Source organism: Bacillus sp. FSL K6-1338 (assembly GCF_038006965.1).
Classification (GTDB): Bacteria; Bacillota; Bacilli; order Bacillales; family Bacillaceae_G; genus Bacillus_A; species Bacillus_A thuringiensis_S.
Window position 1 is genome coordinate 3609899 of the sequence record NZ_JBBOWI010000001.1, and the last position, 19370, is coordinate 3629268.

Sequence of the window (19370 nt, forward strand, 5' to 3'; positions counted from 1 at the left end):
TAAAAAGGAAAGAAGATACCTTCTTTCCTTTTGTTTTTCCATTTACATTTCTATTACTTCACCACATCATTTATTATATCTACTAATTGATGAATCCCCTCATCATTTGTTTTTTTATATTCATTCATGTTTTGAATATATTTCTCCTGATTTGTATACAACTTATTTACTGCATGTATAAATGTATTCGTATTTACTCTGTCTTGGAGTATTACTTCCGCATATCCTTGCCGTGAAAAATATTCAGCATTTAAACCTTGATCTCCCCTACTGGAACTGTTAGTTAACGGGATAAGCAACATCGGTTTCTTCAAAAATAACAATTCAGAAATAGCAGTAGAACCCGCTCTGGAAACTACAACACTTGCCATATTTAGTATATGCGGCAACTCGTCTCCTATATATTCAAATTGCATATACCCCTCCATGCCAATAGATGGGTCTACCTTCCCTTTACCACATATATGAATAATATTAAAGTTTAATAGTATTGTATCTAAACATTTCCTTACCATATCATTTATCCATTTAGCACCTTGACTCCCACCCATAATTAATAACACTGGTTTATCTTGTTGAAATTCACAATATCTTCTTCCTCTTAATACGTTACCCTTCTCAATTTCTTCCCTTACAATCGGTCCTACATAAACCTTCTTCTCATTACTTACATTTTCTCCTGTCTGAGGAAATGTTGTGCATAGCTTTGTAGCAAAAGGTAATGCTATTTTATTGGCAAGTCCTAATGTGCTATCTGGTTCACGTATAATTATAGGCACACGATTTAACCATGCTCCTATAGCTACAGGAACTGAAACAAATCCTCCTGCTGAAAAGATAACGTCAGGCTTTGTTTTCTTAATTAATTTATAACTTTGTAAACAACCGCTTATAATTTTAAAAGGATCTTTAAAATTCTCCCAATCCCAATATCTCCTAAGCTTGCCCGTTGAAACACTATTGTATTTAACATTTTTCACTAATGATTTTTCAATTCCATTTTTGGATCCAATATACTCGACTCTCCATCCTTGCTCTATAAATTTAGGAATTAATACAATATTAATCATAACGTGTCCGGCTGTACCGCCCCCAGTAAAAAGAATCGTTTTGCTCATAACTTATACCCACCTTTATTATTAAAAATCTAGCTTTATATTTACCTTTTAAATGTAAATAAACTTATTATTTTTTATATAAATCTTTAACTCCACCTCTATATCTTGTAAAAGATCTTTAATGAGTTCATAAAAATCATTTCCATACTCACTACACTCATATTGAGCAAAGATTTGAATCACATACCTAGTTTCGGTCTCTAATGCTGACTTTATTCGATTAACCCTTTTTTCTTCTACATACGCTTGATATTTATGTATTGCCTCATAAAGACGCAATACATGCGCTTCTTCATCTTTCCAGTCCAGCGTATCAACAATTGAAAGAAATAGCGTATTTTGATTATCTATTACTTCATAACCATTCATATATTTCTTACACCCTTTTTTGTTTTTCATTGCATGCAGATGTCACTACACTTCGCATACTCAAGTACATCTTTTAATGATTGATGAAATTCAATTTCTGGGATCCAACCTAACCTTTTTATTTCCTCTATTACTAAACTCTCATTTGAGTCGCTCCCACTTTTCTCTGTTTCCTCTATAAAAAAATTTAGCTGTGTTAATTCTTTATATTGTTCTAGTACATCTAATAAAGATCGTTTTACTCCTGATCCGATGTTATATTGTTTTCCATTTATTCCATCTCGTAATAACACATGATACGCTTTAACCGCATCACGTACATCTAGAAAATCTCTACTATCTTTCAAACTGTTTACTTCAATAATAGCTTTACTTCTACCTGATTCTATATCTATCATTTTCTTTGCGAGAATCGAACAAATGCCATTCGATACCCCTGGACCAATTAAATTTGAAGGCTTTGCAATGATAATATTTGAATCCATTAATTCTCCCCAAGCCTCTGCAATAATGACTTGCATCGTTTTACTTAAACTATATGGATTTGAAATTTTCATTTCGTCCATACTATCTGCTTGCAAAGCAGATCCTATAACTAATGTTCTACAATGCGATGCTTCTTGCTTAATTGCTTCTAATAAATATAACGTTCCTATTACGTTAATCTCTATATATTCAAGAGCAGATGTCCAAGATTCTATGACCGAATTCCTTCCTGCTAAATGCAATACGTAGTCTGGCTTTATTTGTTTCATTACCTTTATTACTTCGCTCTTATTAGTTAAATTACAAGTAATACCATTTCTAATTTTTTCTCTATGTGCACGATTTTGAAACATAGGAATTACATGAAAGCCCTGCTCTAAAAAATATTGGCAAGCATGGCGTCCTGTAAAACCATTTGCACCAGTTATTAAAAGGCTCGCATTTTTTTTCATCGCAAAAATCCTCCTTTTAATAGCATTTGTTTCACCTCATGTTTTGCAAGTAAGTCTTGTTGAGAACTAAAACTCTTCACATCCACTAGCGGATAGCTAGAATAATATTCTTGAAGTCCTTCTATAGGAATGGTCGGTAGTACCACAAAATAATTTTGATCAAAACTTATACTTGTTTTACTCTCTACCTCAGATAAAAGCATTTCACTTAATTTTTCACCTGGTCTTATCCCTACCTCTTTTACCTTAACGTTCCTTTTTTCCGAATCTTCAATTAACACTTCTGCTAAATCTGTTATTTTACATGCCGGCATTTTCATAACAAAGATTTCCCCGCCTCTACCTTGATATACGGCTTTAAATAACAATCCAACAGCATCTTCAACTGTTAAGAAAAATCTAGTCATATTCGCATCGGTAATCCCTACTTGTGAAGATTTTTTAATTTGTTGTTTAAAAAGCGGTACTACACTTCCACTCGTCCCTAAAACATTTCCACCACGAACACAAATGAATTTTGTTTTCTTCGTTTGTATATTCGCATGAACCATTAATTTTTCACCAATTGCTTTTGTCATCCCATACGTATTTGATGGATCAGCTGCTTTATCCGTTGAAACATATATAACTTTTTCAACTCGCATCTGTATAGAGGCTTCAATTACATTTTGCGTACCATGTATGTTGGTTTTTATAGCTTCATAAGGATAATACTCACATACTGGAACGTGTTTTAAAGCTGCAAGATGAAATATATAATGTACACCTTGGCAAGCATAGACTAGTTGATCTTTATCACGAATATCTCCAATAATAAATTTTAACCTTTCATCATTTATAAACTGTTGCTGCATTTCAAACTGAACCGTTTCATTTCTTGAAAAAATTCTAATTTCTTTCGGTGATTTTTCTAATAGTTGTTTTATAAGTTCATGCCCCCACGAACCTGTACCACCAGTAATTAAAATTATTTTATTTAACATTCCTTTTCCTCCTACGAAACATCTCAATTTAAATAGTATTTATTGAATTATTTTCAATTGATTCAAATCATAATCGTCGTTTGTTACATTTAATTGACAAAATAAAAAAACAGAAACTATTAAACAACGTTTCTGTTTTTCATTTCACCTCACAACAGTAAGATTTTTTATACTGTTTGCATGATAAATAAATTCCTTGTAAAAAAACACCGCTCATTTATTTCTTATACTCGTAATAAAATAAAGTGAAACTTTAATCAGTGGGGATATTGTTCATCCCCCACTAATTATCAGCCCTCACCAATCGGGCTTTTACGGGCAGTTGATCCCCCACCGAACATCTTTGCTTCCGCTGAATTTTGAGGTGGGGATCTTACTACCCGGCAAATAGCGGGATAAATAGAATGATTCATAGCCAATAATCATGTTTAAATTTATGAAAAAGGGAGGTAACGGAATGGACCAAAGCAATTCAAATCATACATATAACGGACCTTCCAAAGCACTGCCCCTCTCCCTATTCGATGTAAAAAATGAATTGAAACAAAAAAGCAAGCTTATTCCTTCTGATACCTTGTATAAATTAACGAAAGAAGAGCAACTCATCATCAACAAAATAAAAATACAAACAGAACAGCTAAATAAAAATAATGTTACAAGAACACGCGCATACTACCAATTTTACATTCAATATCCAGAAATACATTGGGCACTGCTTGGACATATGGTATCACGTAACGGCGGTTGGAATATGACTGATTTAAAGGGCGATTTATATACGAGAATCTTATCAGAGAAAGATCAATTCATATTTTTTTCTTTTTTAGAAAGAGGGAATTGGCTTATTTTCCAAGATGTATACCCTCAATTTTTACTTTACGAACAAAGTGTAAAGAAATCACAAAAGTTATTTCACCTTCTCCCTCACCTAAATGTTTCTACATTTATGGAAACGATGTGGAACGATTTTTGGAAAACAGGCAACAAAAAAACATTAGCCATTGCAACTATTATTAATGAACAAAACTACTTAGAAAAAAGAGTGATTCAAAATGTACAATTTAAAAAGACCGTACTCAATAGTATTGGATTTAAACTCTTTGATTTCTTTCAGTTTAATCATATCCTTTTCCCATTCTACGAAAATGATAAGAAACAAAAAGTGTTACTATTTGGTGATACAATGAAACATTTCACTTCCTTACATGAACGAATATTAATTGGAAAAAGATTATATTCATTATTATTTCGAGATACACATGTTTTATCTCAAATAATAAGCTGGGCCCAACACCATCCACACACGGGATCAAGGAAAGATTACTGGCCCCATTTATTTTCAAGTGTAAATGAATCTTTTTCCCGTGAGTTTTATAAGCGCCGAATAAAAAAATGCCAGTTACGAAATGACGCTTATCGCATATACAGCCCTGCACTCATCTATGCATGGCGAGATATGAAGCATGAGGAAGTTGACAGTGAAGATTGGTTTACCGATTGGCAAGTTGTACATTATTTAGTTGATAAGGAGGAAAATATAAATGGACAAATTACAGAAGACTACTGCAAAACACTCGAAAAAATTGAACTCGCAATTCTCGCAAAGAAAAATGTCCTCCTCCGAGAAGAAGAATGAGTTTCTAGCATTAGTAGTTACAATCTTTCTCTCTGCTATTATTGGAACTTGTTTAGATGCTTTTTTTGTTCATAAACAAATATATTCCTTTCCAGCTAGACCCTTCTCATCCACATTTTCGGTTAATATAGCTTTTACATTATTCGTACTGCCGATTTTAACAGTTATCTTTATACACATTTCAAAAAAATTATCTAAAGTTTCTAGAATTCTATTTATTATTTCAATTGGTATTTGTGCTAGCCTTTTTGAACAGATTGCTGAAAGTTTAGGTTTATTTATACACAGTACGAATTGGAACCATACATATTCTTTATTTGGTTATATGATTTTCCATTCTTTTATTTGGAACATATATAATTGGATAAAAAAATAAAGAGACCATTATAGGTCCCTTCTTAAGCATACTCTTCCATTATTGCTAATGGTGCCAGTGTTTGTAGGCTTTTAGAGCGTAAACGATAGGCAACGACTTTCTTCTTATATTGCTTAATGACATCAATATGTTCCTCATAACTATATAGAGAAAACCTAATCTCTTTATTCCCTTTCTTCGTATCAATGACTATTGGTGTCCCTTCTCCGTGCGGCGGGAAATAATGTTTATCTAAAAACAAAGCTTCATTAAATTCATGAATAACTTGTAGTTTCATTTCTCCCTCTATATTTTTTCCATCTATTGATATAGAAGTATTTTCCGCCTCAAGTTTTTGATGCAACTCAAATTTACTAATAATTGATTCTACAACAGAAGTGGGCATACTAGAAACTAATACTTTAATAGCTCCAAAAACAAATAATGTAACTATAAACCATGTTGTCATTGTTATCATCTCCATTACATTTAAAAAATAAATTTCGTTCCATACGGTATTAGTATACTAATGAGTATTCCAGTTACAATCATCGTTACCGAACCGATAGTCGCTTCTTTCTCGCCTTCCTTCACTAAACGACTCACACCGATAATATGTGATGCACAGCCCATTCCAACTCCTTTTCCAATCGTACTTGTTATACTGAAAAACTTAAGTACTGTCGGTCCGACAATAGCACCTGTTATCCCTGCAACAACTACAAAACTAGAAGTCATAGATGGAATACCACCAATTTGATCCGCTAATGAAAGGGCAATAGGCATCGTTGCTAACTGTGGTAAAGTAGTTAATATAAGTTCCTTATCTATATTTAAAATTCCGCCAATCACTACATTCATGCTCGTTACAGCCACTATACCTATCACTACTCCGATAAGTATCGATAAAAAATTTTTCATCAGTATCTTTCGCTCTTTAAATAGAGGTATGGCTAATGCTACAATTGCAGGGCTCAATAAGCTTGAAAGAATGTCTCCACCATTTTCCCTATACTCATGATGAGAAATACCAAAAATCAAAAATAAACAAATCATAATTGCCGTAACTGTTAACACCGGTAACGTAAATGCAAACGTAAATTTTTTATATAGATTTGTCGCCAAGAAATAAATTGCTACAGTAATAATAATTAAGACCATTTGAATCGTGCACCTTGTCGATTTTATTTTTTTGATGTTACTAATAATTGACTTATATAACCTGAAACAATTAAAGTTACTATAGTACTTGCAACTACTAAAAGGAATATAATACTCCCCTTACTTAAAAGAAAAGATCCGTATTCCATGAGCCCTGTTGTCGAAGGGATTAAAAATAACGGTAAAAATACGATTAACTTTTCCGCACCTAACTCAAACCACTTTAACGGTAGAACGCGAGTGAAAAGAAACAGGAACAGTATTAACATCCCTATTAAACTTCCCGGTATTGATAGATGGAATATTTCCTGAATCCACATACCCACTAAGCTAAATACATATAGCACGCCTACTTGAAGTAAAAGCGTCACGTACTTCATTTATTTCCCTCATTTCACTATCACACATCCATATTATGAAATCTCATTTAGCGTGTAAGCAAACCGTTTAATTCCAAGTTGAATTTGTTCTATATTCGCTCTACCAAACGTAAATCGTATATATTCATTTTTCGAACCTAAAACACTGCCCGGAACAAATGCGACACCATTCCGTATAGATTCACCTAATAAGTGATATTCATCAAACTTTCCTTTCACTTTACACCATACATGTATTCCACCCTCTGGCACGAAACATTCAACTCGGTCTCCCAATGTTCCTTCAAGCTCTGTAATTAATTCATCTCTTCTTTGCTTTAATTGTCCACGAAGTATCGTAATATGTGTATGAAAATCCTTTGATTCTAAAAATTGATTTGCTACCCACTGCGTAAATACACTATGGCCAAAATCAACTTGTTGCTTTGCATCTGCTAAACGCTCAATTACTCGTATAGGACCAATTATCCATCCAATACGTAATCCTGATGCAACAATTTTTGATAATGAACTTATATAAAGAACATTTCCATTTTGATCCATTGATTTTAATGTCGGATTCACTTCTCCATTAAAAGAAATTAAACTATACGGATCATCTTCTACAATTGGTATACCGAACTCAGAAGACAGTTCTAAAATCTTTTTACGTCTCGCTAATGAAAGTACAGTACCCGTTGGATTCTGATAATCTGGATTCAAAAATACCATCCGAATGCGATGCTTTTTGTGCAAATCGATTAAGTCATCTGGATTCATTCCATGCTCATCAACAGGTAAATGAAATATGTTTAAACCGGCCGATTTAAACATTGGAAGCGAAAAACAATACGAAGGATCTTCAATCGCGATCGCATCGCCAGGTTTTAATAAACATTGAACGATAAGATTAAGCGCCTGTTGTGCTCCAGACGTAATAAGAATAGAGCTTGAATCTGCTTCAATTTGTTTATATTGCTGAACATGTGCTGAAATTGTTTTTCTCAACATCTCATTTCCAAGTGGATGGTCATAACCGAGGTTTTCCATAAATGTTTTCTCCGACAAAATTGTTCGAAATCTATCACTTGGAATTAATTCTGGTGACAGTTCACCACTTGCTAAATTAATTAAATCATCTTTTTGTGTTTCCGTTCGAATTTGTTGAACGAGTGGTACGTTAGGTAAGAATGATCCGTCCTCCACGTACCTACCCCAGTTCGGTATTCGTTTATGTGAGACACCCCATATGTCTGTATTGACCCGTGTTCCGCTTCCCTTTTGCCGTTCTACTACTCCAAGTGATTTTAATTCTTCATACGCAGCTACTATTGTACTCCGGTTCACCTGTAATCCCTTTGCCAATATACGCTCAGAAGGTAACTTACTATCAGAAGGAAATTCACCTGAAGAAATGCCTCTTTCAATATAATCAGCAATTTGTTTATATACAGGTGTCTTATCTGCACGATTTGGTTTCCATTCCATCTAGTTCCCTCCTTTCAAAACGAACTATCCTCATTTTTTACTAACAGTATTCACCGTAAAAATAGTATTAATTAGTCACATTTTCTTATCCGTAAATGGATATATCCAAAATAGTTCTCTTTCTGATTACTCGATAGCTTCTGAAATTCCAACTTCATACTCTCATTTCAGTTCTTTCACAAACTATCAAATCATTACCACATACCATGTTACCCCAACCAGTAGAACAAAAAGAAGAAGAATATAGATTGCAGATAAGTTTTTCACATTTCTTTTTGTAGACTTGCCGTAATTCTCCTCCACGTTTCTTGCAACTAGTACAGTCCCAAATAGCGATACAATTACAATAATAACGACTAGTGAAATTGCAAAACTCATTGTCTTTTCACCTCTCTAAGACCCATCTATTTTAATTAAAGAACTTACATAAAAACCTTCCTCTTTAAAACGCTGATAACATACTACCTTTCTTCTCTTATCATAATAGATGTTTGTAAAAAGCGGACCAACCACTTTCGCGTTTTTTTGCTCATCCACTTTAAAAATAAAAAGCAACTGATCACTTAGGACCAGTTGCTTTTTCGCAAGGTTAATTATATCCATTTTCCACTTGAAATTAACCCGATTTAAAAGTTTGATTTTTTCATAATGAAAAGTATCGTTCACACCATTTACAAAAAAGAACCTATGAAGGTCCTTTTTCAAATTATACAACACAGCACTATGTTGAGTATCTTAAAGTTTATACTAATGATAAAGTGAAACTTTAATCAGTCTTCACCAATCGGGCTTTTACGGGCAGCAGGCCCCTACCTAACTTCTTTGCTTCCGCTGAATTTTGAGGTAGGGGTCTTACTGCCCGGCAAATAGCGGGATAAATGTTAATAGACTTATTCTTCAATAATGAATTGTGAAATTAGCATTTCTAAATTTTCGACTTTCTTTTTCATTTCATTAGATTTCGTCGTTATTTCTTGAATCAATGTGGCTTGTGCTTGAATTGATTGTACCGTTCGATTCGTTTCTTGTGCGACTTGTGTTGCAGTTTCAGAAACTATTGACAAAGAGGCATTTACTTCTTCTGTCCCAGCAGACATTTCTTCTGTGGCAGCAGACACTTCTTGAATTTGGGTCGTTATTCTATTAATATCTTGCATAATAGATGAAAATGCGAGTTCTGCCTTATGCGCTGCTTCTTTACCACCACTAGCCTGTTGTTGACCTTTTTTCATTACATGAACTGTATCCTCTGTATCTTGATGTATAAAACGTATTAAATTATTTATATCATTTACAGATGTTTTAGATTTCTCAGCTAGACCTCTTACTTCAGCTGCAACTACTGCAAATCCTTTTCCATTTTCTCCAGCACGTGCTGCCTCAATTGCAGCATTTAAAGCAAGTAAATTCGTTTGTTCCGCAATATTAGTAATAACATCTAACGCTTCTTCAATTTGTTGTGTACGCGTAACAAGTCTATCAATGACCTTAGAAGTTTCTTCGACAACTTCATTCACGCTATTCATTTGATGAATAGATTGTTTTATAACTTCACTACCAGAGTTTGCTTGGTCTATTGTTGCAACAGCAACTTCAGCAACCATCGCTGAAGATTCAGCTACTGTTTGAACACCAGTTGCAATTTCTTCCATTGAAGTTGAACTTTCTTGAATACTAGTCACTTGTCCCTCTATTTCTTTATTTATTTCAGAAGTAGTTCGAACAACCTCGTTTGATATATGTGCTGCCGTTTTCGTCTCTTGTAGCATATTTTCAGTTGAAACAATCACTTCTTTCGCCGTAACCTTCACCTGACCGACTAATTGTTGCAAGTTATCTAACATACTATTAAAGGACTGTACAATATGGCCTAATTCGTTCTCGGATTTATAAGAAGTTCGAATTGTTAAATCTCCAGCAGATACTCGTTCCATATCTTTTTGTAATAATACAATTGGTTTTTTTATAGCATTTTTTGTTATAAAACCAATAAAAATGATTATTATGATTCCAACAAATGAAATAATTACAAATGTTATGATTGTATTTTTCACACTATTAACATTCTCTTTTTGTAGCTGTTCAGCAGCATTATTATTATATAAAATAAGTTCACGAATAGACTGAATTGTTTTTTCCATATTAGGGTCAATTTCTTTTAAATAATAGCTATAGGCTTCTTCATTATTAGTCAGTCCCAAATCTTGTGCTTTTTTCATTTGTACTCTTAAATCTTTAAATTGACTTTGAAACGCATTATACAAATCTTTTTCTTTATGAGAACTAATTCTAGTTTCAAATTGTTTTAACAGCTCATCATTTTCTTTTCTAGTCTTATCCATTTCTATTATGAGTTCTTTCATTCTTTTTTCATCTTTCGATATCATAATCTCCATAAAATTCATATTAACATGGTAAAAATTTGATTCTACAATTCCTATCCATTCAATTGGTAATAGTCTTTCTTCATACATACTAGAAGATGCATTTTCACCTTTTTGAAGCCCTAAAAACCCGAGTGAAGATAACATGATACAAGCCAAACTCGATATAATGACTAACACATTTAATTTCGTTCCAATTTTACTATTTTTAATAAAAGACAACAAAATCACTCCATCTATATATTATATTTTACTTGTTTTATATTACAACAACAATCGACATTTATCGACATTTTTTTATTAATCTTATAATTATATTCGAAGAACTTGATTCTCATACTATCAAATACTAAAAAGTCTTATGGGAATTCCACAAGACTTTTAATAGAGTTATATTGTTTCTATGAAATTATGATAAAAATTAAAGCGACTTATTAGTTCTTATAACTTCTTGATAGAGAATCGGTGACCACTTATCACTAATATAATCTTGGATAACCCAACCAACTCTTTTTGGATTCTCTTGTTTAATATATGCCGCGATCTCGGGATTTATATAAGACGCATAATAATATGGACTATTCCATGCTGTACCACCCGAAGACAAGCTTGTAAAATTAATATATAGATGATTTAAATCCTCGCTATTGTTCATCGTTTCATTGATTGTATCTTTAATAGATTTTACTTTCTCATCATAACTCACTTTATATTTATCTTGTACTGTTACATTTACATTTTTGTTTACAGTTGTGGTAAACGTCTCATTATCTGGCCAATAAAAATTATTATATCCTCCAGATTCATTACTGCCACTATATCTTTTTAGTAGTACAATTTTCCCACGAGCATCTCCAAGTTTTATATTTCCTTCTGTTTTTAAAAAGATAGGATCAACAAAATAATTTTTTTCAAACGTACTACTAAATGAATCTTCTGCCCCTTTCATATCCTCATACTCTTTTTTTAAAGACATAATAATTGTTTCACTCGGGTTATCTTTTAAAAATTGTTTCGCTTCATTTATGAATTCATGCAGTGTTACGTAAAGATATAATGGCCCATGATGAAGAACTATCGTATTATCATCTGTTAAACGTCCTCTTATATCAAAAATGCGAGCTCCATGGTCCATTTGATAGCGAAAATCATATTCTTGCGTCATTCCCCACACTTGCTTAATCGGATTTTGCAACTTGAACGTCCCACTATCGTGTGTTCCTGGAATTGAAATTCGTGCTAACGGAATATTATCAGGTATAGGTTGCATCCATTTCGACCAATTTTCAAGCTCATTAACAGAGCTAGCTGCAACTACTCTCTTATCATGTAAAGCAAATACAAATGTGATAAATATTGTACTACATATGAATAATTTCAAAATTAACTTCTTATTTCTCATTATTATCACTCTCTTTTTCTGTTTTTATATCAAACTTATTGAATATAATATAAGCTAGTTCATAAAAAATAAATAACATTTCATCAATATGAAATATTGCATAGAAGTAAAGTTAAAAAATCATTCACATATACTAAATTAGAAAAATTTAAAGGAACTTCATCTGAAGTTCCTTTTGCTTATTTTATGTTCAATACATATGAACCATCTTTATTCTCATATTTATAGACGTATAAATAATATTTTCCTGGCTTTGCATTATAAGTTCCTTTAACTACATTTCCTTCATTTTCACCATATGCTACATAGTTATTTAAATCTGATTCATGATGAAGTACCCATGTCATTCCGATATTTTGTTCATTTAGTAGAGAAATATTAATATTTTCCGGCGAGTCAATTTGGAAAGTAAATACATCTACTCTATCACTATTATGTAGCGTTCCTTTCACCGGTGTATGAAAGTTAACTTTATTTGCCTGTCTAGGCTCATTATTTGGTTCATTTTCTGTTACTTGTAATTCATTCCCACCGTTTAGTTTTCTTTGTTCATAGCCTAAGTTTACTAGTATAGACTTCAAATCTGGTAAAACACCAATTTTATCTGCATATGGATCTTTAGATTTTGTTCCTGTGCTCTGGTTGCTTAATATTGCTCTTAGTTCACTAGGTCTATATGGTTGTCCTAAATTTTCTTTAGCAATGCTTTGTACTAAAGTCGCTGCCCCAGCAATAATTGGCGAAGCACTAGATGTTCCGCTAAAGCTTGAAGTATAAAGATTTACAGCACTTCTACTTTGCTCGGCTGTAGTTGTATCTACATTTTCTCCCCATCCGTACACATCAATACGGCTTCCATAATTCGAAAACCACATACGTTCATGAGGGAAAGATGAAGAGCCAGCTCCTACCATAATTGCACCCGAATCTTTAAAATCTTTACTATTACGATTTAAGACTTGCTTACCCTTTCTATCTTTGAACTGATCTAAATCATTCCACCCATTTGCTCCAGCCTCTATAATTACAATTCCCTTATCTGTACCAGCACGAATTGCATCAAAAATATCTGGTTGTACTTCAACAGGTAAATATTTATCACCATATCCATCAAAGGATGCTTGCGCCTCTAACAATAAAACATCCCCAGCTTCTAACTGATTTACAGCGCTTAATATTGCATCAGCCGTATTATACTGTCCGTTATCTCTTATTTGAGAGATAACCTTTGCTTTCGCTTTTGGCGCAATCCCAATATTCCCGACTTCATTGTCCTCAGAGGATACAATTCCTAGTACAGACGTCCCATGACCGACATGCTGATTTATATTTCTTCCAGACATTAATTCAATATTTTGATGTAATAAATCCTCATGATTTAATAGCCATCCGTATTCCATATCAACAAAAGTGATACCATTTCCATTACCGCCTTGAACTCCCCAGGCGAAAGGCGCATTAATACCGTATGGGGCTGCTTCAAGATAACCTTGTTTTTTAAATCTAGGATTTTTATTAGGATTAAGAGCTACACTTGATGATTGCACTTCAGGTGGCATTATTTTCTCTTGTTTCTTCATATACGCATCTTCTATTAAAGAAGATGCCTTTAACTTATCTACTATTTCTTCTTCATACCCACTATTTTGATTTTGAAGAATATAGTAGTTTAATAAACTTGTAGATACATGATTAGGTGCTTTCACTTCAAGGTTTTGTATTTGTTCCGGGCTTACAGATGTGAATAAACGAGTAAATGTTACATCTGGATATTCTGTCAAAAGATCTTTTATTACTTTATCATTCGTTTGAGATTGTATTTGTTTTTCAATACCATCTTCATATGGAAAATCCAAATCTGCTTTAAATTTTACAATGATTTGCTTATCTGTTTCTTGTTCTATCCCTAATTTACTCTGCTGTTCTATAGAATCAGCATGTACACTATTGATAGTGCCTCCTGTTCCTAAAAGTGTTGTAATGATTACAGTGGACGCATACATTTTTTGAAATATTTTCATTACATCAATCCTCCTATTAATAATTATTAATCATTATATTAATCTATAATGATTTTATTTCTATAACGTATTCCCTTTCTACTAAATAGATTATAGTAATCAGAAATATGAACTTCAATGTATTTTCATATGCAATATTTCATATTCTGACTCTACACTACACGAATATGAAACTTATAGTGATTATTTATTTTATATGTGCTAATATACTTACATTAATATATTACGCATATACACATTCTGAACTACATTACTTAATAGTTTCACCTTAATTTTTTCTTAGGAGGATTTACAATGAAATTACTAAAAATAAAACATATAATCCCTTTATCCGCGGCTGCAATTACATTCGTATGTAGTCAAAGTACAGCTGAAGCTTCTACCATTCATACAGTAAAAAAGAACGATACACTTTGGGGCATTAGTAAACAATACGGAGTTTCAATACAATCCATTAAACAGGCTAATAATAAAGGAAACGATAAAACCTTTATTGGCGAACAGTTACATATTCCAGGGTCCGTGAAATCAAATGAAATCACTGTTCCTCAAAACGCCAAGCCTGCGAGCATTTCTGGACAAATTATTTATCAAGTACAACCGGGGGATTCATTAGAAACGATAGCAAAGCGTTACAATGTCACCGTCCAATCTATAAAACAAATTAACAATACAGTCGGAAACAAGCTTTATACAGGACAACATTTAAAAATTAACTCAAGCATTTCACAAAAAGAAAAAGACTTAATGGCACGCTTAGTTACTGCTGAAGCAGGTGGCGAATCCTATAAAGGAAAAGTAGCAGTAGCAAAAGTTATACTAAATCGTGTAAATGCAAAAGGTTTTCCAAATACAATAACAGGTGTTATTTATGAACCTATTAAATACGGATATGCATTTACTCCTGTTACAGATGGCAGAATTAATCAGCCTGCAAGTGCAGAAGCAAAAATGGCTGTAGAAGAGGCTATCTCCACAAATGGAGTACATTCTGACTGGATTTATTTCTACAATCCAAAAACATCAACAGACAAGTGGATTACGACACGTCAAACAGTAGCAGTAATTGGTAACCATGTGTTTGCTAAATAAGATTTAAAATCATTAACAGACCTCTTCACTTAAAAGGTCTGTTTTTTTTCTATGTAAGATGTTATTAATCATATGACATAGTGATTTTTCAAACTATTTCTTCTTTCAAATAAAAATTTTTGTATTTACTCCACCACTCGGAGAAGTTAATACAGCATCAAGTTCAAAAACTCCCACTTTATTAATAAAAGCTATTTCTTAACTTCATAAAATTGTTATACACTAGAAAAATAAAAAACAAACTATTCGTTAGCAGGTGAAAGAATATGTATGATGTTACAATTATCGGCGCTGGAGTAAGTAGCATTTTTATGGCTTATTCACTAGCTAAAAGTAACAAAAAAGTTTTAATTCTTGATAAAGGTAAAGCGCTAGAAGATCGCCATTGTCCTTTAGACGAAGGAAAAGTGTGTAATTGTACTACATGTGATAAATATTTCGGGTTTGGTGGTTTAGGAAGATCTGAAGGGAAATTTAATTATACAAACGGATTTGGCGGAGAACTTGAGCAAAAAGTCGGTAAAGAGGGCTTTATACAGCTCATGGCTGAAGTAGATGAAATTCTATGTCAGTTTGGTGGAAGTTCTGTCTCAAAATATTGTACTGAAAATTCAAGTCTCACTAAAAGAGCTGAAGCGTGTGGTTTACAAATGCTAACAACAGAAGTAAGACATCTTGGTACTCCCCTTTCCAATAACATTTTTCAGCAGCTCTATGAATTTTTACTGACGAAAATAAAGATCAAATTTCAAATAGATGTACAACATATTCTGAAACAGGAAGATTATTTTACAATAGAGACAAATCAAGGAACAGTTCAAACTAAGCAACTAGTATTTGCAACTGGGCGTTCAGGGGCCGATTGGTTAAAAGAAATATGCAGTTCTCTAAGTATTTCTCAGGAGCAAACACGTGTAGATTTAGGAATTAGAGTAGAAATGAAAGAACATCAATTACGTTCTATATTAAAAGATACTTTTGAAACAAAACTTTCTTATCAAGGTGAGCATTTCACAGCAACTACTTACTGTATGAATCCAAAAGGACGCATCATTCGAAAGTACGAAGAAGGTTTAGTTATGCCTGACGGTCAAAATTTTCGAGAGCAAGGAACTGGCACTTCTAATTTAAACTTCACTTTATTTATTCCTCGCTATTTTCCAACTCTCAAAGAAGCAAATGTATACGCAAGTTCAATTATTAAAGGCATTAACCAAGGACGAGATCGGATTGTTATACAGCGCTTAGAGGACTTATTAAAGAAACAACCTACGGCGAAAAACAGCATGGAACATAATCGTATACAACCTACACTACAGGGGGATTATGGAGATTTGAATCAAGAAGTTCCTCAATTATATATTGAAGGGCTGAAAGAATTTTTATTACGTTTAGAACAATTTATACAAGAGCCTATTGATCAACATACTTTACTATATGGAATTGACGGAAAGTTCTATGCTCCTACGATAAAAATCAATAACTCTTTTGAAACAAGTGTGCATGGACTATTTTTAGTTGGAGATTGTTCCGGCGTCACTCATTCCTTATCTCAAGCTGCTGCAAGTGGTCTGTATGTTGGAAAGTACTTATCTGACATTTAATTTCTATCATTAAGATGTCAGTCAAATATTTTCAATTCCAAAACACTTTTACTTATATATAGTAAAAGTGTTTTAATAATCCCTCCTATCCTTCCCGGCTAATGATTAACTGGCAAAGAAACGGAATTTTACAAAATACATATGTAACATAACTGTATATTTAAAACGATTGACATTCAATTCTAATAAATTGAATGTCAACAGTTTTAAAAGTCTCTATCCATTTTCACTTTCATTTGTTCGATATTTTGTAACATCATCATAGTGTTTAATATGGTAGGATGTCTATAAGTCAATTTCACTACAACAATGACTTGTTCTGCCCGTTTCTCAAAAAGAGTTATATTTATGCTACTACGCTTTAAAAATCCCCATTGTATGTATATGAATACTTCAAATTATTCCCTTTAGAAAACATAATCTAAATGGTTCATTAAACTCTAATAGTTATAAAAACATAATATATAACTTCAATTAAATAAATTGTATAAAGAAGGTGTAAAAATGAAGAATAAAATAAATTTACAAATGCAAAATATAAGTTTTGTTATAACAATGGCTTTAGCAGTATGGTTAAAAACATATCTTATTACGCGATTCAGTTTTGATTTAAAAATTGAGTCTTCAACGCAAGAGCTTATTTTGTTTATTAGCCCTCTAGCCGCATCATTAGCATTTGTTGGATTAGCATTATTTGCAACTGGTGAAAAGCGAAATTATATAGCGCTATGTATTAATTTCTTATTAACGATCGTGCTTGTTGGAAATGTAATGTTCTATGATTTTTATAGTGATTTCGTTACATTACCAGTACTTGGACAAACCTCAAACTTTGGCCAATTAGGCGGCAGTATTATAGAGATATTAAACTACAAAATTATACTCGCATTCGTAGACATTGTTTTCTTCTTTATTTTATTAAAAAAGAAATCATTGGTCTTTAAAACAGAACGTGTAACTCATTCTACACGCTTGTTATACTTTCTTTTAACGATTGGTGTATTCTTTGCGAATCTACAGCTTGCAGAAAAAGAGCGCCCTGAATTATTAACGAGATCATTCGACCGGGTAATGCTTGTCAAAAATTTAGGCTTATATACTCACCAAGTATATGACTTAACACTGCAAGTAAAAGCTGGGTCACAAAAAGCACTTGCTGATAGTAGTAAATTACAAGAAACTGAAAACTACGTAAAAGCAAACCAAAGCGAGCCAAACCCTAATATGTTTGGTGCAGCGAAAGGAAAAAACGTAATTGTCGTCACTCTTGAATCCTTGCAGACCTTCTTAATAGGCGCATCAGTCAATGGGCAAGAAGTTACACCATTCCTAAATGAATTCATAAATGAAAGTTATTACTTTGATAACTTTTTCCATCAAACTGGTCAAGGGAAAACATCCGATTCTGAATTTCTAATCGATACGTCGTTGTATCCATTAAATCGAGGGGCTGTATTCTTCACACACGGTAACAATGATTATACTGCGACTCCAGAAATTTTACGTCAGCAAGGTTATTTCACTTCTGTATTCCATGCGAATAACGCAACATTTTGGAATCGTAATATTATGTACTCCGCTCTTGGTTATGATCGTTACTATAATGAGCTTGATTACAAAATTACGCCAGAAACAAATTTAAATTGGGGATTAAAAGATATCGAATACTTTGATCAATCAGTAGATATATTAAAAACTGTTGATCAACCATTCTATGCTCGTTTCCTTACTTTAACAAACCATTATCCATTCACGTATGATGAAGATACAAAATTCATTGAACCATACAACTCTGGTAATGGCGTATTCGATCGTTACATCGTAACTGCACGTTACTTAGACGAATCAATTAAAAAATTTATTGAGCGTTTAAAGGCCGAGGGAATGTATGATGATTCTATTATTGTGTTATACGGTGATCATTATGGCATTTCCGAAAAACATAATCGTGCAATGGCACAGTTTTTAGACAAAGATCAAATAACAGAATTTGATACTTTAAATTTACAACGTACACCTTTATATATTCATATTCCTGGACAAACAGAAGGTCAAACTATTTCAAAGCCTACGGGACAAATCGATATGAAACCTACTATTCTAAATTTATTAGGTGTTGGTTCTACGAATGATATCCGTTTTGGCCATGATATGTTTTCAGATGAATATACTGGCTTTGTTGTTTTACGCGATGGTAGCTTCGTTACAGATAAGTATGCATACAAAAACAACACTTTCTACGACCGTATAACAGGGGAAATTGTAGATTTACCAAAAAAAGAAGCTCAAGCCCTCATTAAACGTGCACAAAATGAATTACGAATGTCTGACAAAATTATTGAAGGCGATTTATTACGCTTCTCAGAAAGTAATAAAATTAAAACTGGCGAAGTACAAACTAAAATTAAAGAAACAGAAAAATAATCTATATATGAAAAAGGAGCAACTTATTACAATTGC

The 19370-nt window shown here is 32.9% G+C and carries 18 protein-coding genes; 5 read left to right on the forward strand and 13 right to left on the reverse strand.

All coding sequences use genetic code 11. The features are described 5' to 3' along the window. Positions 1–53: 53 nt before the first annotated feature. Genes NZ044_RS18420 through NZ044_RS18435 form a run of 4 tightly spaced genes read right to left on the reverse strand, consistent with a single transcriptional unit; the run spans position 54 to position 3408 of the window. Positions 54–1118, reverse strand: a complete 1065-nt coding sequence (locus tag NZ044_RS18420; RefSeq protein WP_000047567.1) for an undecaprenyldiphospho-muramoylpentapeptide beta-N-acetylglucosaminyltransferase — start codon at positions 1116–1118, stop codon at positions 54–56. A 48-nt stretch (positions 1119–1166) separates the two neighbouring features. Beyond that, positions 1167–1517, reverse strand: coding sequence for a DUF6572 domain-containing protein (locus tag NZ044_RS18425; RefSeq protein WP_002082318.1), 351 nt, complete (start codon positions 1515–1517; stop codon positions 1167–1169). Continuing rightward, entirely contained in the window at positions 1514–2425 is a 912-nt protein-coding gene (locus NZ044_RS18430) for an NAD-dependent epimerase/dehydratase family protein (protein WP_000739089.1), read from the reverse strand. The genes NZ044_RS18425 and NZ044_RS18430 overlap by 4 nt, the downstream gene beginning before the upstream one ends. Continuing rightward, positions 2422–3408 (reverse strand): UDP-N-acetylglucosamine 4,6-dehydratase family protein, encoded by a 987-nt coding sequence (locus NZ044_RS18435; protein ID WP_000932593.1) that lies wholly within the window; start codon positions 3406–3408, stop codon positions 2422–2424. The genes NZ044_RS18430 and NZ044_RS18435 overlap by 4 nt, the downstream gene beginning before the upstream one ends. 457 nt (positions 3409–3865) lie before the next feature. Between NZ044_RS18435 and NZ044_RS18440 the strand changes: the two genes are divergently transcribed. Together NZ044_RS18440 and NZ044_RS18445 are read left to right on the forward strand one after the other, a co-directional pair. After that, positions 3866–5044 carry a DUF2515 domain-containing protein gene (locus NZ044_RS18440; protein WP_000372811.1) on the forward strand — a complete coding sequence of 393 codons (1179 nt, stop codon included), beginning with the start codon at positions 3866–3868 and terminating at the stop codon, positions 5042–5044. Beyond that, entirely contained in the window at positions 5019–5420 is a 402-nt protein-coding gene (locus NZ044_RS18445; RefSeq protein WP_042595508.1) for a CBO0543 family protein, read from the forward strand. The genes NZ044_RS18440 and NZ044_RS18445 overlap by 26 nt, the downstream gene beginning before the upstream one ends. 22 nt (positions 5421–5442) lie before the next feature. Here NZ044_RS18445 and NZ044_RS18450 read toward each other — a convergent pair whose 3' ends face one another. From NZ044_RS18450 to NZ044_RS18490, 9 genes are all read right to left on the reverse strand, one after another. Further along, complete coding sequence (locus NZ044_RS18450; protein WP_000214632.1) at positions 5443–5868, reverse strand: YfmQ family protein; 426 nt, start codon at positions 5866–5868, stop codon at positions 5443–5445. A 20-nt stretch (positions 5869–5888) separates the two neighbouring features. After that, positions 5889–6560: an LrgB family protein gene (locus NZ044_RS18455; RefSeq protein ID WP_000242949.1), complete on the reverse strand. Its 672-nt coding sequence runs from the start codon at positions 6558–6560 to the stop codon at positions 5889–5891. Positions 6561–6583: 23 nt separating this feature from the next. Continuing rightward, positions 6584–6940 carry a CidA/LrgA family holin-like protein gene (locus tag NZ044_RS18460; RefSeq protein ID WP_000878483.1) on the reverse strand — a complete coding sequence of 119 codons (357 nt, stop codon included), beginning with the start codon at positions 6938–6940 and terminating at the stop codon, positions 6584–6586. 33 nt (positions 6941–6973) lie between these two features. Continuing rightward, positions 6974–8407, reverse strand: coding sequence for a MocR-like pyridoxine biosynthesis transcription factor PdxR (gene pdxR, locus NZ044_RS18465; RefSeq protein ID WP_000454959.1), 1434 nt, complete (start codon positions 8405–8407; stop codon positions 6974–6976). A gap of 186 nt (positions 8408–8593) precedes the next feature. Further along, positions 8594–8785, reverse strand: coding sequence for a hypothetical protein (locus tag NZ044_RS18470; RefSeq protein ID WP_000006462.1), 192 nt, complete (start codon positions 8783–8785; stop codon positions 8594–8596). A gap of 15 nt (positions 8786–8800) precedes the next feature. Further along, positions 8801–9073, reverse strand: coding sequence for a hypothetical protein (locus tag NZ044_RS18475; RefSeq protein ID WP_001000145.1), 273 nt, complete (start codon positions 9071–9073; stop codon positions 8801–8803). Between the two features lie 224 nt (positions 9074–9297). Further along, positions 9298–11013: a methyl-accepting chemotaxis protein gene (locus NZ044_RS18480; RefSeq protein WP_000008148.1), complete on the reverse strand. Its 1716-nt coding sequence runs from the start codon at positions 11011–11013 to the stop codon at positions 9298–9300. Between the two features lie 199 nt (positions 11014–11212). Next, on the reverse strand, positions 11213–12193 hold the full coding sequence (gene plcA, locus NZ044_RS18485) for a phosphatidylinositol diacylglycerol-lyase (protein ID WP_001244684.1): 981 nt from the start codon (positions 12191–12193) through the stop codon (positions 11213–11215). A gap of 179 nt (positions 12194–12372) precedes the next feature. Beyond that, complete coding sequence (locus NZ044_RS18490) at positions 12373–14214, reverse strand: S8 family peptidase (protein ID WP_000689210.1); 1842 nt, start codon at positions 14212–14214, stop codon at positions 12373–12375. 294 nt (positions 14215–14508) lie between these two features. Between NZ044_RS18490 and NZ044_RS18495 the strand changes: the two genes are divergently transcribed. The 3 genes from NZ044_RS18495 to NZ044_RS18505 all read left to right on the forward strand — a co-directional run bounded on the left by NZ044_RS18495 (position 14509) and on the right by NZ044_RS18505 (position 19334). Continuing rightward, a complete protein-coding gene (locus NZ044_RS18495) occupies positions 14509–15306 on the forward strand; it encodes a cell wall hydrolase (protein ID WP_000771008.1) in 798 nt (265 codons plus the stop codon). 266 nt (positions 15307–15572) lie between these two features. After that, a complete protein-coding gene (locus tag NZ044_RS18500; protein WP_000272409.1) occupies positions 15573–16910 on the forward strand; it encodes an NAD(P)/FAD-dependent oxidoreductase in 1338 nt (445 codons plus the stop codon). A gap of 504 nt (positions 16911–17414) precedes the next feature. Then, positions 17415–19334 (forward strand): LTA synthase family protein, encoded by a 1920-nt coding sequence (locus NZ044_RS18505; RefSeq protein ID WP_098505703.1) that lies wholly within the window; start codon positions 17415–17417, stop codon positions 19332–19334. The last annotated feature ends 36 nt before the right edge of the window (positions 19335–19370 follow it).

Excerpts from the sequence above, each read along its gene's own strand:
- NZ044_RS18450 (WP_000214632.1), bottom strand. The coding sequence starts at position 5,868 with ATGACAACATGGTTTATAGTTACATTATTTGTTTTTGGAGCTATTAAA.
- NZ044_RS18500 (WP_000272409.1), top strand. The coding sequence starts at position 15,573 with ATGTATGATGTTACAATTATCGGCGCTGGAGTAAGTAGCATTTTTATG.
- plcA (WP_001244684.1), bottom strand. The coding sequence starts at position 12,193 with ATGAGAAATAAGAAGTTAATTTTGAAATTATTCATATGTAGTACAATA.
- NZ044_RS18505 (WP_098505703.1), top strand. The coding sequence starts at position 17,415 with ATGAAGAATAAAATAAATTTACAAATGCAAAATATAAGTTTTGTTATA.
- NZ044_RS18435 (WP_000932593.1), bottom strand. The coding sequence starts at position 3,408 with ATGTTAAATAAAATAATTTTAATTACTGGTGGTACAGGTTCGTGGGGG.
- NZ044_RS18425 (WP_002082318.1), bottom strand. The coding sequence starts at position 1,517 with ATGAAAAACAAAAAAGGGTGTAAGAAATATATGAATGGTTATGAAGTA.
- NZ044_RS18440 (WP_000372811.1), top strand. The coding sequence starts at position 3,866 with ATGGACCAAAGCAATTCAAATCATACATATAACGGACCTTCCAAAGCA.
- NZ044_RS18495 (WP_000771008.1), top strand. The coding sequence starts at position 14,509 with ATGAAATTACTAAAAATAAAACATATAATCCCTTTATCCGCGGCTGCA.
- NZ044_RS18490 (WP_000689210.1), bottom strand. The coding sequence starts at position 14,214 with ATGAAAATATTTCAAAAAATGTATGCGTCCACTGTAATCATTACAACA.
- NZ044_RS18455 (WP_000242949.1), bottom strand. The coding sequence starts at position 6,560 with ATGGTCTTAATTATTATTACTGTAGCAATTTATTTCTTGGCGACAAAT.
- NZ044_RS18460 (WP_000878483.1), bottom strand. The coding sequence starts at position 6,940 with ATGAAGTACGTGACGCTTTTACTTCAAGTAGGCGTGCTATATGTATTT.
- NZ044_RS18420 (WP_000047567.1), bottom strand. The coding sequence starts at position 1,118 with ATGAGCAAAACGATTCTTTTTACTGGGGGCGGTACAGCCGGACACGTT.
- NZ044_RS18430 (WP_000739089.1), bottom strand. The coding sequence starts at position 2,425 with ATGAAAAAAAATGCGAGCCTTTTAATAACTGGTGCAAATGGTTTTACA.
- NZ044_RS18470 (WP_000006462.1), bottom strand. The coding sequence starts at position 8,785 with ATGAGTTTTGCAATTTCACTAGTCGTTATTATTGTAATTGTATCGCTA.
- NZ044_RS18445 (WP_042595508.1), top strand. The coding sequence starts at position 5,019 with ATGTCCTCCTCCGAGAAGAAGAATGAGTTTCTAGCATTAGTAGTTACA.
- pdxR (WP_000454959.1), bottom strand. The coding sequence starts at position 8,407 with ATGGAATGGAAACCAAATCGTGCAGATAAGACACCTGTATATAAACAA.